Annotated in this window: 18 protein-coding genes; 11 read left to right on the top strand and 7 right to left on the bottom strand. The window is 61.3% G+C overall.

The window, feature by feature from the left end; all coding sequences use genetic code 11:
• Positions 1–176 precede the first annotated feature (176 nt).
• The 10 genes from ACODTO_RS02920 (at position 177) to ACODTO_RS02875 (ending at position 7,239) form a co-directional block, all read left to right on the top strand.
• Positions 177–1,151 (top strand): KpsF/GutQ family sugar-phosphate isomerase, encoded by a 975-nt coding sequence (locus ACODTO_RS02920; RefSeq protein ID WP_139645782.1) that lies wholly within the window; start codon positions 177–179, stop codon positions 1,149–1,151.
• On the top strand, positions 1,152–1,676 hold the full coding sequence (locus ACODTO_RS02915; protein WP_175385519.1) for a KdsC family phosphatase: 525 nt from the start codon (positions 1,152–1,154) through the stop codon (positions 1,674–1,676).
• Between the two features lie 7 nt (positions 1,677–1,683).
• Positions 1,684–2,256, top strand: coding sequence for an LPS export ABC transporter periplasmic protein LptC (gene lptC / locus ACODTO_RS02910; RefSeq protein WP_139645778.1), 573 nt, complete (start codon positions 1,684–1,686; stop codon positions 2,254–2,256).
• The gene (gene lptA / locus ACODTO_RS02905; protein ID WP_041020869.1) at positions 2,243–2,788 is read left to right on the top strand and encodes a lipopolysaccharide transport periplasmic protein LptA; all 546 of its coding nucleotides are present in this window, start codon (positions 2,243–2,245) and stop codon (positions 2,786–2,788) included. The genes lptC and lptA overlap by 14 nt, the downstream gene beginning before the upstream one ends.
• The gene (gene lptB, locus ACODTO_RS02900) at positions 2,788–3,513 is read left to right on the top strand and encodes an LPS export ABC transporter ATP-binding protein (protein WP_041020870.1); all 726 of its coding nucleotides are present in this window, start codon (positions 2,788–2,790) and stop codon (positions 3,511–3,513) included. Before lptA ends, lptB begins: the two co-directional genes overlap by 1 nt.
• A 216-nt stretch (positions 3,514–3,729) precedes the next feature.
• Positions 3,730–5,226: an RNA polymerase factor sigma-54 gene (locus ACODTO_RS02895; protein WP_139645776.1), complete on the top strand. Its 1,497-nt coding sequence runs from the start codon at positions 3,730–3,732 to the stop codon at positions 5,224–5,226.
• Positions 5,227–5,302: 76 nt separating this feature from the next.
• On the top strand, positions 5,303–5,611 hold the full coding sequence (hpf, locus tag ACODTO_RS02890) for a ribosome hibernation-promoting factor, HPF/YfiA family (RefSeq protein WP_003178005.1): 309 nt from the start codon (positions 5,303–5,305) through the stop codon (positions 5,609–5,611).
• Between the two features lie 12 nt (positions 5,612–5,623).
• On the top strand, positions 5,624–6,088 hold the full coding sequence (ptsN, locus tag ACODTO_RS02885) for a PTS IIA-like nitrogen regulatory protein PtsN (RefSeq protein ID WP_024777484.1): 465 nt from the start codon (positions 5,624–5,626) through the stop codon (positions 6,086–6,088).
• A 2-nt stretch (positions 6,089–6,090) separates the two neighbouring features.
• Positions 6,091–6,948 carry an RNase adapter RapZ gene (rapZ, locus tag ACODTO_RS02880; protein ID WP_139645774.1) on the top strand — a complete coding sequence of 286 codons (858 nt, stop codon included), beginning with the start codon at positions 6,091–6,093 and terminating at the stop codon, positions 6,946–6,948.
• Between the two features lie 15 nt (positions 6,949–6,963).
• Positions 6,964–7,239, top strand: coding sequence for an HPr family phosphocarrier protein (locus tag ACODTO_RS02875; RefSeq protein WP_139645772.1), 276 nt, complete (start codon positions 6,964–6,966; stop codon positions 7,237–7,239).
• A gap of 156 nt (positions 7,240–7,395) precedes the next feature.
• Here the strand turns inward: ACODTO_RS02875 and ACODTO_RS02870 are convergent, their stop codons facing one another.
• From ACODTO_RS02870 to pmbA, 6 genes are all read right to left on the bottom strand, one after another.
• Positions 7,396–8,286, bottom strand: coding sequence for a ZIP family metal transporter (locus ACODTO_RS02870; RefSeq protein WP_489105940.1), 891 nt, complete (start codon positions 8,284–8,286; stop codon positions 7,396–7,398).
• A gap of 29 nt (positions 8,287–8,315) precedes the next feature.
• Positions 8,316–8,927 carry a superoxide dismutase gene (locus ACODTO_RS02865; protein ID WP_139645768.1) on the bottom strand — a complete coding sequence of 204 codons (612 nt, stop codon included), beginning with the start codon at positions 8,925–8,927 and terminating at the stop codon, positions 8,316–8,318.
• Positions 8,928–8,929: 2 nt separating this feature from the next.
• Entirely contained in the window at positions 8,930–9,370 is a 441-nt protein-coding gene (locus ACODTO_RS02860; protein ID WP_139645766.1) for a DUF2753 family protein, read from the bottom strand.
• A 27-nt stretch (positions 9,371–9,397) separates the two neighbouring features.
• Positions 9,398–10,774, bottom strand: coding sequence for a class II fumarate hydratase (locus ACODTO_RS02855; RefSeq protein WP_489105939.1), 1,377 nt, complete (start codon positions 10,772–10,774; stop codon positions 9,398–9,400).
• Complete coding sequence (locus ACODTO_RS02850) at positions 10,767–11,162, bottom strand: FagA protein (RefSeq protein WP_139645762.1); 396 nt, start codon at positions 11,160–11,162, stop codon at positions 10,767–10,769. Before ACODTO_RS02850 ends, ACODTO_RS02855 begins: the two co-directional genes overlap by 8 nt.
• 304 nt (positions 11,163–11,466) lie before the next feature.
• Positions 11,467–12,813: a metalloprotease PmbA gene (gene pmbA, locus ACODTO_RS02845; protein ID WP_139645759.1), complete on the bottom strand. Its 1,347-nt coding sequence runs from the start codon at positions 12,811–12,813 to the stop codon at positions 11,467–11,469.
• 107 nt (positions 12,814–12,920) lie between these two features.
• On the opposite strand from pmbA, the gene yjgA reads away from it, so the two are divergent.
• A complete protein-coding gene (gene yjgA, locus ACODTO_RS02840) occupies positions 12,921–13,445 on the top strand; it encodes a ribosome biogenesis factor YjgA (protein WP_041020876.1) in 525 nt (174 codons plus the stop codon).
• Positions 13,446–13,489: 44 nt separating this feature from the next.
• Here yjgA and tldD read toward each other — a convergent pair whose 3' ends face one another.
• Positions 13,490–14,932, bottom strand: a complete 1,443-nt coding sequence (gene tldD, locus ACODTO_RS02835; RefSeq protein WP_003197828.1) for a metalloprotease TldD — start codon at positions 14,930–14,932, stop codon at positions 13,490–13,492.
• Positions 14,933–14,937: the final 5 nt, after the last annotated feature.

Raw genomic sequence — 14,937 nt, 5'->3', positions numbered from 1 at the left:
CAACGGCCACGCGCCCAAGGCCCACCCCTGACCGGTTAAGCCTCGCTTAAGCTAAATGGATGCATTTTATTTCAAATCAGGCGGGGTGTTTGCACGAAGCATGACGAACTAGCGTGAGGGAATTGTTCATTGCCGCTATAATCGCCGCCTTTTCATCGGGCTATACGATTTCTGACATGAGCCAATCCAGCGATCTGATTCAATCGGCACAACGTACCATCCGCCTAGAGCTCGAAGCCGTGCAAGGCTTGCTGCCCCGCATCGACGCTGATTTCGTACACGCCTGCGAGATGATTCTGACCAGCAAAGGCCGCGTCGTCGTGGTCGGCATGGGCAAGTCCGGGCACATCGGCAACAAGATCGCCGCAACCCTGGCCAGCACGGGCACCACGGCATTCTTCGTCCACCCGGCCGAAGCCAGCCATGGTGACATGGGCATGATCACCCGGGACGACATCATCCTGGCGCTGTCCAATTCCGGTTCCACCAATGAAATCATTACCCTGCTGCCGCTGATCAAGCGCCTGGGCATCCGGCTGATCAGCCTCACCGGCAACCCGGACTCGCCGCTGGCCAAGGCCGCCGAAGTCAACCTCAATGTCCACGTCGAGCACGAAGCCTGTCCGCTGAACCTGGCACCGACCTCGTCCACCACGGCCGCCCTGGTCATGGGCGATGCCCTGGCCGTGGCCCTGCTGGAAGCCAGGGGGTTCACCGCGGAAGATTTCGCCTTCTCCCACCCCGGTGGCGCACTGGGCCGCCGCCTGCTGCTGAAGGTCGAAAACGTGATGCACGCCGGCGAAGAGTTGCCCCAGGTGCAACGCGGCACGCTGCTCAAGGACGCACTCATGGAGATGACCCGCAAGGGCCTGGGCATGACGGTGATCCTCGAGGCCGACGGCAAGCTCGCCGGGATCTTCACCGACGGCGACCTGCGTCGCACCCTGGACCGCACCATCGATGTGCACAGCGCCACCATCGAACAGGTCATGACACCCCACGGCAAGACTGCCCGCGCAGAAATGCTCGCCGCCGAAGCCCTGAAAATCATGGAAGACCACAAGATCAGCGCCCTGGTGGTGGTCGATGCCGAAGACCGCCCGGTGGGCGCCCTGAACATGCACGACTTGCTGCGTGCGGGAGTCATGTAAATGAACGCAGACCTGCTGCTACGCGGTAAAACCATCAAGCTGGCCGTGTTCGACGTGGACGGCGTGCTGACCGACGGACGCCTGTATTTCCTCGAGGACGGCAGCGAGTTCAAGACGTTCAATACCCTGGACGGCCAGGGCATCAAGATGCTGATGGCCGCTGGCGTGCAGACGGCTATCATCAGCGGCCGCAAGACCCCGGTGGTCGAGCGACGCGCGAAGAACCTCGGCATTCCCCACCTTTATCAGGGTCGCGAGGATAAACTGGTGGTCCTGGACGAGCTTCTGGGCCAACTCAACCTAACCTATGAACAGGTCGCCTACCTGGGTGACGACCTGCCGGACCTGCCGGTGATCCGTCGGGTTGGCCTGGGCATGGCGGTGGCCAATGCGGCCGGCTTCGTACGCGAGCACGCCCACGGCGTCACCACCGCGCGAGGCGGCGAAGGCGCGGCCCGTGAATTCTGCGAACTGATCCTGCGCGCCCAGGGCCGCCTCGAAGCGGCGAACGCCGCGTACCTGTGAGCCATTTATGCTGAGCAAGAAGATTCGCACCATCCTGCTGTTCGCGTGCATCGCGGCGATTTTCGCGGCGGTGGGCTACTGGAACATCAGCCCCGAACGTTTTCTCGACCGCCCCGCCGTCCAGGTCGAGGAAAACGATATCGACTGGTATGCGACCAACACGCATACACTGCAATACCTGCCTGACGGCAAGGTGCAGTACGAAATGACGTCCGACAAGGTCGATCACGTCAAGGCCACCGACATTACCCTGGTCGCCAATCCGGACCTGAACATGTTCCGCGGCACCGAGTTTCCGTGGCACGTGCAGAGCAAACGCGCCGAAGTGAATCCCGGCGGCACCGAAGTGGAACTGATCGACTCGGTACGCGTTGCGCGAACCGATGAGAAAAACCGCACGACCATCATCACCAGCACTCGCATGACCGTGTTCCCGCAGCAACAATATGCGCAGACCGAGCAACCCGTTAGAATCGACGGCGCCGGCGGTGTATCGACCGGCACGGGAATGAAGGCGTATCTGAAGGAAAGCAGGATACACCTGCTATCGAACGTAAGAGGACAGTATGAAGCTCGCTAAAACCCTCCCTATTTTGCTCAGTCTGGGCGCAGCACTGGGAAGCGCGAGCGCCTGGTCTCTTCCCAATGACCGTGACCAGCCTATCCGCATCCAGGCCGACGACGCCCAACTGGACGACAAGAACGGTATCGCCACCTATAAGGGCGACGTGATCATCACCCAGGGCTCGATGAAGGTCACCGGCAACACCGTGACCATTACCCGTACTCAGTCCGGCGATATCGACGTGGTGACTTCGGTGGGCAACCTGGCTTATTTCGAGCAATTGCAAACGGCTGGCGACACCAAGCCCGTGCAGGGTTACGGCGTGACCATCCAGTATCACGCCTCCCAGGACCGCGTCGTGCTGATCGATCGGGCCAAGGTCATCGACAAGGACAACAACGTCACCCAGGGCGAGAAAATCGTCTACGACACCAACAAGAAACTCGCCAGCGCCGGCCGCGCCACCGGCAACAAGGTGACCGAGCAGCGCCCACGGATCGACATGGTCATCCAGCCGAAAAAGAAAACCGAGCAAAGGCCCCAGTAATGGCAACTCTGAAAGCTCAGCACCTGGCCAAGAGCTACAAGGGCCGTCAAGTCGTGCGAGATGTCAGCCTGTCCATCGACAGCGGGCAGATCGTCGGCCTGCTCGGCCCCAACGGCGCGGGCAAGACCACCTGTTTCTACATGATCGTCGGCCTGGTCCAGGCCGATCAGGGCCGCGTCCTGATCGACGACCTGGACGTCAGCCATCAGCCAATGCACGGCCGGGCCAAGGCCGGCATCGGCTATCTGCCACAAGAAGCGTCGATCTTCCGCAAGTTGTCGGTCGCCGACAACATCATGGCGATTCTCGAAACCCGCAAGGAACTCGACAAGGCGGGTCGTCGCCAGGAGCTGGAAAGCCTGCTGCAGGAATTTCACATCAGCCATATCCGCGACAACCTGGGCATGAGCCTGTCCGGCGGCGAACGGCGCCGGGTGGAAATTGCCCGCGCCCTGGCCACCGCACCGAAATTCATCCTGCTCGACGAACCGTTCGCCGGCGTGGACCCGATTTCGGTGGGCGACATCAAGCAGATCATCCACCATCTCAAGGCCAAGGGGATCGGCGTGCTGATCACCGACCACAACGTGCGCGAGACGCTGGACATCTGCGAGACCGCCTACATCGTCAATGATGGACAATTGATCGCCGAAGGTGACTCCGCCACCATCCTGGCCAACGAATTGGTCAAGGAAGTGTATCTGGGCCATGAGTTCCGCCTGTAAGCGCGAAGTGTCTGGCAACTGTTCCGGCGCCGTCGGTTTTACCAGGCAGCGCCTCGGGAGAGGCTCAATGAATCCCCTCATCGGGAAACTAATTGAGTACTCCCTCTAGGCAAACACTTCAGTTTCAGGCATATAATTTGCTTAAGGTTTGGCGCTTCGGCGCCCTTGTAGTGGATGGCGCATGTGCGCCGGCGAATAAGGTGTTAAGCCCCTGCCATGAAACCATCGCTAGTCTTGAGAATGGGCCAGCAGCTGACGATGACACCGCAGCTGCAACAGGCCATCCGCCTGCTCCAATTGTCGACCCTGGACCTGCAACAGGAAATCCAGGAGGCCCTGGAATCCAATCCGATGCTCGAACGCCAGGAAGAAGGCGACGACTTCGACAACACTGATCCGCTGGCCGACAACGTCGAGCAAAAATCCAATACCGAGATCCAGGAGCCGTCCTACCAGGAGGAAGCCGCCCCGACGGTGGATAACCTCGAGGATGGCGAGTGGAACGAACGCATCCCCAACGACCTGCCCGTGGACACGGCCTGGGAGGACGTCTACCAGACCAGCGCCAGCAGCCTGCCAAGCAGCGATGATGACGAGTGGGACTTCACCACCCGCACCTCTGCCGGCGAAAGCCTGCAAAGCCACCTGCTGTGGCAACTGAACCTGGCGCCGATGTCCGACACCGATCGCCTGATCGCCGTGACCCTGATCGACTGCATCAACAATCAGGGCTACCTGGACGAGACCCTCGAAGAAATTCTCGAAGCTTTCGATCCGGAGCTGGACATCGAGCTGGACGAGATCGAAGCCGTCCTGCATCGGATCCAACAATTCGAACCGGCCGGCATCGGCGCCCGCAACCTGGGTGAGTGCCTGCTGCTGCAACTGCGCCAGCTGCCCGCCAAGACGCCGTGGCTGGCCGAGGCCAAGCGACTGGTCACCGACTATATCGACCTGCTGGGCGGCCGCGACTACAGCCAGCTGATGCGGCGCATGAAGCTCAAGGAAGATGAGCTGCGCCAGGTGATCGAACTGGTCCAGAGCCTCAACCCACGCCCGGGCTCACAGATCGAGGCCACCGAGCCCGAATACGTGGTTCCCGATGTGATCGTGCGCAAGCACAACGATCGCTGGCTGGTGGAGCTGAACCAGGAATCGGTCCCCAAGCTACGGGTCAACGCCCAGTACGCTGGCTTTGTAAGACGCGCCGATACCAGCGCCGACAACACCTTCATGCGCAACCAGTTGCAGGAAGCCCGCTGGTTCATCAAGAGCCTGCAGAGCCGCAACGAAACCCTGATGAAGGTTGCAACCCAGATCGTCGAGCATCAACGCGGCTTCCTGGACTACGGCGACGAAGCGATGAAGCCGTTGGTCCTGCACGACATCGCCGAGGCGGTGGGCATGCACGAATCGACAATTTCCCGGGTGACCACGCAGAAATTCATGCATACCCCACGGGGTATCTACGAATTGAAATATTTTTTCTCAAGCCACGTCAGCACCTCCGAAGGCGGCGAATGCTCGTCCACAGCCATCCGCGCGATCATCAAGAAACTGGTGGCTGCGGAAAATCAGAAAAAGCCGTTGAGTGACAGCAAGATCGCTGGTTTACTGGAGGCACAAGGCATTCAGGTGGCCCGCCGTACCGTCGCCAAGTATCGCGAATCCCTCGGGATCGCGCCTTCGAGCGAACGCAAGCGGTTGATGTAACAGGCCACGCCACAGCGTTCCAGTGGCAGGCATTTCTGCCTGCCGCTTTATGCACTGGCAACGAAGGAGAAGCTGTATGCAAGTCAACATCAGTGGACACCAACTGGAAGTGACCGAACCCCTGCGTACCTACATCGGCGAAAAACTCGACCGATTGGAAAGGCATTTCGACAAGATCACCAATGTGCAGGTCACGATGAACGTCGAGAAGCTGCTGCAGAAAATCGAAGCCACGTTGCATATTCCCGGCGGAGAGGTGGTTGCCAATGCGGAGCACACAGACATGTATGCCGCGATTGACCTGCTGACCGACAAGCTGGATCGCCAACTCAAAAAGCATAAGGAAAAGACCCAAAGCCTCCTCCAGGGCGCTACCGGTCGTTAATCCCCCCAATCCATGATCCGACTAGAAACCATCCTGACCCCCGGCCGTTCCATGGTGAACGCGCCGGGCGGCAGTAAAAAGAAAGCCCTCGAACAAATTGCCAACCTGATCCACCGCGAAGTGCCGGATCTGGAAATGCAGGACGTCTTCGAGGCCCTGGTTGCCCGTGAAAAACTCGGTTCCACCGGTTTTGGCAACGGCATCGCCATTCCCCACTGCCGCCTCAAGGGATGCATCACGCCCATCAGCGCACTGCTGCACCTTGAAGCCGCCATTGATTTCGACGCCATCGACGGCGCACCGGTCGACCTGCTGTTCGTATTGCTGGTTCCGGAAGCGGCGACCGATGCGCATCTTGAGCTGCTGCGCCAGATCGCCAGCATGCTGGACCGCAAGGAAGTGCGCGAAAAACTGCGTAGCGCACCGAGCAACCAAGCCTTGTATCAGGTAGTCCTGGACGAGCAGAACGGTCATTAATCATGCGCCTGATCATCGTCAGCGGTCGCTCCGGCTCCGGTAAAAGCACGGCGCTCAACGTGCTTGAGGACAGCGGCTACTATTGCATCGACAACCTTCCAGCCGGCCTGCTGCCGGAGCTGGCCGAACGGGCGCTGATCCACACCGAGCTGGCGCAACCGCTGGTGGCGGTTTCCGTCGACGCACGCAACCTGCCGAGCCACCTGTCGCGTTTCCCCGAACTGCTCGAGGAAGTGCGCAACCGGCATATCCAGTGCGATGTGCTGTACCTGGATGCCGATGACGAAACCCTGCTCAAGCGCTTTTCCGAGACCCGGCGACGCCATCCGCTGAGCAATGCCAACCGCTCGCTGGCCGAAGCCATTGAAGACGAAAGCCAGTTGCTTGGACCGATCGCCGACCTGGCGGACCTGAAGGTCGACACCACGAACCTGAACCTGTATCAGTTACGCGACACCATCAAGTTGCGCCTACTGAACCAGCCGGAGCCAGGCACGGCGTTCCTGGTGGAGTCGTTCGGTTTCAAGCGTGGCATGCCGGTAGACGCCGATCTGGTGTTCGATGTGCGTTGCCTGCCCAACCCTTATTGGAAACCGGAGCTGCGCGAGCAATCCGGGCTCGACCAACCGGTGATCGACTACCTGGCGGCCCAACCGGATGTCGAGGAAATGTTCCAGGACATCTCCGGCTACCTGCTTAAATGGCTGCCCCGGTTTGCCGCAAGCAACCGAGCCTATGTCACGATTGCCATCGGCTGTACCGGCGGTCATCACCGCTCCGTCTACCTGACTGAACGCCTGGGCCAGCTCCTGCAACAATCCCTGAAGAACGTCCAGGTTCGCCACCGCGACCTCAGCTAAAGGATTCACATCGCGATGCCTGCTCAGGAAATTGAAATCATCAACAAGCTGGGCTTGCACGCCCGGGCTTCAGCCAAGTTTGTCGGCGTGGCTGGCCAGTTCAAGGAAACGACCATCCGCGTCGGTCGGACGCCTGAATCCACGATCGACGGCAAAAGCATCATGGCCATGATGATGCTTGCAGCGGGCAAGGGCACCACGATCTATCTGGAAACCCAAGGTGAACAAGCGCAGGAGGCAATGGACGCCCTGGTGGACCTGATTAACCGCTACTTCGACGAAGGCGAATAACCCCCTGTGGCGAGGGGATTTATCCCCGCTGGGCTGCGAAGCAGCCCTGATATCTGTCACCGCCGAGCATCAGGTCGACTAAGCTCTTTTTGGGGCTGCTTCGCAGCCCAGCGGGGATAAATCCCCTCGCCACAAATAGATCACAGATTCTCCCTGTCACGCCAGCGCGGTATCCATCACCATCATCAGACAGAACCCCATCAGCAATCCCAGGCTCGCCAGCTTCTCGTGACCGTTGCGGCGGGCTTCGGGAATGACCTCGTGGGTCACCACCAGCAACATGGCCCCGGCCGCCAGTGCCAGGCCCAGCGGCAGCAACATCCCGGCCAGGCTCACCAGCCATGCGCACAATAGCGCGAACAGGGGTTCCACCAGTCCCGAGGCCGCGCCGATCAGGAATGCCTTGAACCTGGACATTCCGGCCGCGGCCAGTACCAGAGCAATGACCAGCCCCTCAGGTACATCCTGCAAGGCGATGCCCATCGCCAGGCTGTCGGCATCGGGCATGCCACCGCCCGCCGACACGCCGACGGCCATTCCTTCCGGAACGTTGTGGGCCACGATGGCAAACACGAACAACCAGATCCGCGGCGCAATGACCGGATGCCCGGGTGCACCAACCAGCTGTTCAGGACGGGCGGACACCTTTCGCTCCACCAGGTACAAGCCAAATGCACCGGCCAAGATGCCGAAACTGACCAGGCCGCTGGCCAGCCAGGGCGTAAGTCCCAATTGCTCGGCCGCAGCGATACCCGGCACGATCAGCGAAAACGCCGTAGCGGCCAGCATCACTCCCGCGCCGAAACCCAGCAGCGAATCGCTCACGGCCTGAGGCATTCGCCGGATGACCAGCACCGGTACAGCCCCCAAAGCCGTTCCCAAGGCGCAAAGCCCACCGCCTTGCAATGCACGCAGCAGTCTTGGCTCAAGGCCCAGCCACGCCAGGCCTTCGGCCGCCAGCAATGTCATCCCGGCCAACAGTAATAGCGACCCCAAGGCGTAGCGGAACATCCGCCCGCTCCTCGGCGCCAGAGTTTCAGTGTCCATAGTCAGCCTTGGATTGTTTGATGAACAGCTCAGGCAAGCGCAGCCTGGTAACGCCGGGCGACTGCAGGCCAGTTGACCACGTTGTAAAACGCGTTGATGTATTCCGGCCGGCGGTTCTGGTACCGCAGGTAATAGGCGTGTTCCCACACATCCAGACCGAGGATGGGTGTATGACCGGCCATCAGCGGGCTGTCCTGGTTAGCGCTGCTCTCCACCACCAGCCGCTTTTGCGGGGTTACGCTCAACCAGGCCCAGCCGCTGCCGAAACGGCTCAACGCCGCCTTGGTGAACGCTTCCTTGAACCGCTCCAGGCCGCCCAGTTGCGCCTCGATCGCCGCGGCAAGCGCACCATCAGGCTGCCCTCCCCCCTCAGGGGACATCACGTCCCAGAACAAGGAATGATTGGCATGGCCGCCTCCCTGGTTGATCACCGCGGCCCGCAAGTCCTGTGGCAATTGCTCCACGCTGGCCACCAGCTTTTCGATGGGCCATTGGGCGTACTCGGTGCCCTCCACGGCCGCGTTGAGGTTATTGATATAGGTCTGATGGTGTTTTGTGTAATGGATTTCCATGGTTTGCGCATCGATATGCGGTTCCAGGGCAGCGTAGGCGTAGGGCAGCGCGGGCAAGGTAAAAGCCATTTTCAATGAACTCCATGATGAAGGGGGATATCGCGGTGCAGGCATGACGTGTCGTTGCTGCGGAGCAGCCGTTGGGTGCGTGGGTACTCGCCGTGTTCACTGATGAAACCCAGCAGTTCGACATAGGTCTTGTGGCTCTGGCGCATCGCGGCGGCACGCAAGGCCGAAGGCATGCGCTCGTCCTGCAGGGTCTGCAGCAGCCGTTGGTGGATGGCGCACAGGTATTCGGCGCTTTCCTCCGGCTGGTTCAGCCGCAGGTGCAGATCCGCCAGGTTGTGATGGGACACAACGCAGGCAGCCACGGCTTCATCGGCATCAGCCCAGCGTTCGAACAACACCTGTGCCAGGGCCAGGGCTTGCAGGTAGGCCTCGCGGGCGTCCACCAGCTCGCCCAGGATGAAATGACGATTGGCCCTTTCGGTCGTGCGTTTCCAGTGCTCCATGATGAATCCTCCACGCAGGTGTCGGCACTACACCCCACCGGCGGTGAGCTTCTCGGGATCCAGCAGGACCTCCAGTTCGCTGCGCGACAGGTCGGTGTGTTCCAAGGCGACATCGATGACTGGACGGCCTTGCTGATAGGCCTTCTTGGCGATTTCAGCGGCTTTCTGGTAACCGATGATCGGGTTCAATGCAGTAACCAGGATCGGGTTGCGTGACAGCGCCTGCTTGAGCCCGGCCTCGTTGACCTTGAACGTGGCGATGGCCTTGTCCGCCAGCAGCCGGCTGACACTGGACATCAAGGCAATGCTGCTCAGCAGGTTCTGGGCGATGATCGGCAGCATCACGTTCAATTCGAAATTGCCCGATTGACCGGCCACGGTGATCACCGTGTCATTGCCGATCACCTGGGTCGCGACCATCGCGGTGGCCTCGGGAATCACCGGGTTGACCTTGCCGGGCATGATCGAGGAGCCTGGCTGCAAGCCCTCAAGCTCGATCTCGCCCAGGCCGGCCAGCGGTCCGGAATTCATCCAGCGCAGGTCGTTGGCGATTTTCATCAACGACACCGCGGTGGTCTTGAGCTGCCCGGAAACCGCCACAGCGGTGTCCTGGGAACCGATCAGCGCGAACAGGTTCTTGCCTGGGGTGAACTGCACATGGGTCAGCCGGGTCAGTTGCTGACTGAACAGCTCGGCGAATCGCGGGTGCGCATTGACCCCGGTGCCGACTGCCGTACCGCCCTGGGCCAGGGATTGCAGGCTTGGCAGCAAGTCCTGCAAATGATCGAGGTTGGCTTTCAACTGCTGCGCCCACCCCTCGAGCACCTGGCTCATACGGACCGGCATGGCATCCATCAAGTGGGTACGACCGGTCTTGATGAACGGATGAACCTCCACGGCCTTGTGCTCGATCACCTGCACCAGGTGCCTCAACGCCGGCAGCAGCTGTTCATGCAGGGCCAGCGCGGCACTGACGTGAATGCAGGTAGGAATGATGTCATTGCTGCTCTGGCCGCAGTTGACGTGGTCGTTCGGGTTGATCGTCTCCCCCAGCAAGCGGCTGGCGAGGGTGGCGATCACTTCGTTGGCGTTCATGTTGGAGCTGGTGCCAGAGCCGGTCTGGAAAATATCCACCGGGAAATGATCCATGAACTGCCCTTCGAGCAGCCCCTGGGCCGCATCGACGATGGCTTTGCCTTGGGCCACGCTGATCTGTTCCAGCTCCACGTTGGCCTGGGCCGCGGCTGCCTTGGCCAGGATCAGCGCACGGATGAACTGCGTCGGCATGCGTTGGCCACTGATGGGAAAGTTCTCCACGGCACGCTGGGTCTGGGCGCCATAAAGGGCATCTACCGGGACGTGAAGCTCGCCCATGCTGTCGCGTTCGATACGGGTGTTACTCATCGGGAAATCCTTGTACCGGTTCATTGAGACAAATCGAGGGTTCCAGGACGCAGGTCGCCAGCGCCCAGGCATGGCGCTGCCAGCGTGTGAGGCGGCAGCGACACAGTGATTGGCGTTCGAGGTCACGCAATGGGCGCCAGGCCTGGTCGAGGCAGAGCGTGCGCCAATGCCAGGGCAGCGCGACGTCCGAGGCGGTGTCGAGCAACAGGCGAAAGGCCGTTTCGCAAATCATCCACGGCGAAGTCGCGGTGCAGCGGGCCAGATAGCGGCCCTCGGCCAGGTATTGCTCGATCAGCCGCGGCTCGTCCGGGCTCATGGCACAACGGATCCGGCGACTCATCCAGCGCCAGCTTTCAAGGTAGGGTTGCTCGTGCAAGGCAGAACTCATGACCGGGGCTCAATCAGGTAATGAGATTCATTATTAGATGATAATGAGATTCAACACAAGCACAGGAGAGCGCCATTGTGGCGAGGGGATTTATCCCCGCTGGGATGCGAAGCAGCCCCAAAACCTACTCTCGCGGTGTCTTGGGTTGATTGCATGGACCTTTTTTGGGGGCGCTTCGCACCCCAGCGGGGATAAATCCCCTCGCCACAGGGTGTCCATGTCCTGAATCGAAACAGGGCCAAGCGGACACAAAAAAGGCGCGTCACCCGCTAGGATGACGCGCCATCTTTATTGCGATTACAGATCAGCTGCCCGCTACGGTCATCCGCTCGATCAACACCGAACCGGTGCGGATGTTGCTGCGCAGCTCCAGATCATTCCCCACCGCCACGATCTGCTTGAACATGTCGCGCATGTTGCCGGCAATGGTCACTTCCTGAACCGGGAATTGAATTTCGCCATTTTCGACCCAGAAGCCGGCCGCACCCCGGGAGTAATCGCCGGTCACCATGTTCAGGCCATGACCCATCAGCTCGGTCACCAGCAACCCTCTTCCCATCCGCCGCAGCAAGGCCGCCTGGTCCTCTTCGCCATGGGTCACGAACAGGTTGTGCACGCCGCCGGCATTGGCGGTGCTCGGCATGCCAAGTTTACGGCCCGAATACGTGCCGAGGATGTAGGACACCAGCTCCCCCCTCTCCACGAACGGCTTGGCATACGTGGCCAGGCCATCACCGTCGAAAGCCGAACTGCCCATGGCTTGCATCAGGTGCGGGCGTTCGTCGATGGTCATCCATTCCGGGAACAGTTTCTGGCCCAGGGCGCCTTCGAGGAACGAGGACTTGCGATACAGGTTGCCGCCGGACACTGCCGACAGGAAGCTGCCGAACAATCCGCCGGCCAGCTCGGCAGCAAAAAGCACCGGCACTTCACAGGTCGGCACCGGTCGTGCGCCCAGGCGACTGGCCGCCCGTTGCGCGGCTTTCTGGCCGATCACCAGCGGGTCCATCAGCAGATTGCCCTGGCGGTTCACGTCGTACCAGTAATCACGCTGCATCTGGCCATTGGCTTCGGCAATCATCACGCAGCTGAGGCTGTGACGGGTCGAGGCGTAGCCGCCGATGAAACCGTGGCTGTTGCCATACACCCGGCAGCCCTGGTGGGTATTGAGCGTCGTGCCGTCGGCGTTCTTGATCCGCGGATCGGTATCGAATGCTGCCGCTTCACAGCGCAACGCCTGCTCGATGGCCTGCTCGGGAGTGATGTCCCAGGCGTGGAACAGATCGAAATCCCGCGCTTCCTTGCACATCAGGGCCGCATCGGCCAAGCCCGAGGCTTCGTCTTCGGAGGTGTGCTGGGCAATCGCCAGTGCCGCGGCGACGGTTTCGCGAATGGCGTCCGGGCCGCTGGCCGATGTGCTGGCCGAGCCCTTGCGCTGGCCGACGTACAAGGTGATGCCAAAACCCTGGTCGCGATTGAACTCGACGGTTTCCACCTCACGCTGGCGTACCGACGTCGACAGGCCCTGCTCCAGGGACACCGCCACCTCACAGGCGCTGGCGCCCTGTCGCTTGGCTTCGGCAAGGATCTGCTCGACCTGCTCCTGCAGTGCCGGCAATGCCTGCGGGCCGACGCTCTGAACTGCACTCATGGCTTTCTCCACTCAAATTCTGCTTTCGGTAAGGCCTTCGAGCGACCGGGCCGGACAAGCGGCCCCCGACTGGTTATCATGGCGGCGTTTCTTTGCGGACTGCCCCCATGGTTGATTCTTACGACGACTCCCTCTACGAGGGTGAAAAAAGCAAATCCCAGGTCAAACGCGAGCTGCATGCTCTGGTTGACCTCGGCGAGCGCCTGACAACACTCAAGCCGGACTTGCTGGCCAAACTGCCCCTGACCGACGCCTTGCGCCGGGCCCTGGCCGATGCGCCCAAGCACACCGCGAACATCGCGCGTAAACGGCACCTGCAATTCATCGGCAAACTGATGCGCGATCAGGACACTGACGCCATCCTGGTGCTGCTCGATCAACTCGACGCCTCCACCCGGCAGTACAACGAACGCTTCCATAACCTGGAACGCTGGCGCGATCGCTTGATCGCAGGCGACGACGGCACCCTGGAAAAATTCGTCGTCGACTACCCGGAGGCCGATCGCCAGCAGTTGCGCTCCCTGATCCGTCAGGCCCAGCACGAAGTGGCGCAGAACAAGCCACCGGCTTCGAGCCGTAAAATCTTCAAGTACATCCGTGAGCTGGACGAGACTCAACGCGGCCTGCGCTGAGTGACGTCCGCGGGTGGAGGCTCGTACTCCACCCGCTGCTCCTGTCATGCGCCCGTGCCACCCACGGTAATCGCATCGATCTTCAGGGTCGGCTGACCGACACCCACCGGCACCGACTGCCCGTCCTTGCCGCACGTCCCTACACCGCTGTCCAGCGCCAGATCGTTGCCGACCATCGACACCTTGCTCATGGCCTCCGGTCCGTTACCGATCAGCGTCGCGCCCTTGACCGGCGCGGTGATCTTGCCGTCCTCGATCAGGTAGGCCTCGCTGGTGGAGAACACGAATTTGCCGCTGGTGATGTCCACCTGGCCGCCGCCGAGATTGGCGCAGTAGATGCCTTTTTTCACCGACGCGATGATTTCCGCCGGATCGCTTTGACCACCCAGCATGTAGGTGTTGGTCATGCGTGGCATCGGCAGGTGCGCATAAGACTCACGGCGGCCGTTGCCGGTGCGGGCCACGCCCATCAACCGGGCGTTGAGCTTGTCCTGCATGTAGCCTTTGAGGACGCCATTCTCGATCAGCGTGGTGCACTCGGTCGGGGTGCCCTCGTCGTCGACGCTCAGCGAGCCGCGCCGCCCAGCCAAAGTGCCATCGTCGACAATGGTGCAGAGTTTCGAAGCGACCATTTCGCCCATGCGCCCGCTATAGGCTGAACTGCCCTTGCGGTTGAAATCGCCCTCCAGGCCATGCCCCACCGCTTCGTGCAGCAGTACACCGGACCAACCGGACCCCAGCACCACCGGCAAAGTGCCAGCCGGCGCAGGAATGGCTTCCAGGTTGACCAGCGCCTGGCGCAGGGCCTCCCGGGCGTAGCCCATGGCGCGGTCTTCGCTGAGGAAATAGCGATAGTCGGTGCGCCCACCGCCTCCATGCCCACCGCGCTCGCGGCGACCGTTCTGCTCGACGATCACACTGACATTGAAACGTACCAGCGGCCGCACATCCGCCGCCAGACCGCCGTCGGTGGACGCCACCAGGATGCGCTCCCAGACGCCGGCCATGCTCACCGACACCTGCTGGATGCGCGGGTCGAGGGCCCGGGTCGCGACATCGATGCGCTTGAGCAGTTCGACCTTCTCGGCCCGGCTCATGACCTCCAGCGGATTATCCGGCGCATACAACTGCGCGACGTCCTGGCTGCTGAAGGCCTGGACCGTGCCATTCTGCCCGGCCCGGGAAATCGAACGCGCCGCACGGGCCGCAGCCCCCAGGGCTTCGAGGGTAATGGCATTGCTGTAGGCAAATCCGGTTTTCTCGCCGGACTGGGCACGCACGCCCACGCCCTGGTCAAGGTTGAAACTGCCTTCCTTGACGATGCCGTCTTCCAGCGACCAGGACTCGGAGATCTGGCCCTGGAAATACAGGTCGGCCGCATCGATACCCGGCCCGGCCAGGTCGCCCAGCACGCCTTGCAGGCTTTCGAGGGTCACGCCGCCGGGGGCTAGAAGGTGTTCACTGACTGAGGACAACAACCCGCTCATATGTT

It is taken from the genome of Pseudomonas sp. FG13 (assembly GCF_057809755.1).
This window is presented reverse-complemented; position numbering and strand designations above follow the sequence as displayed.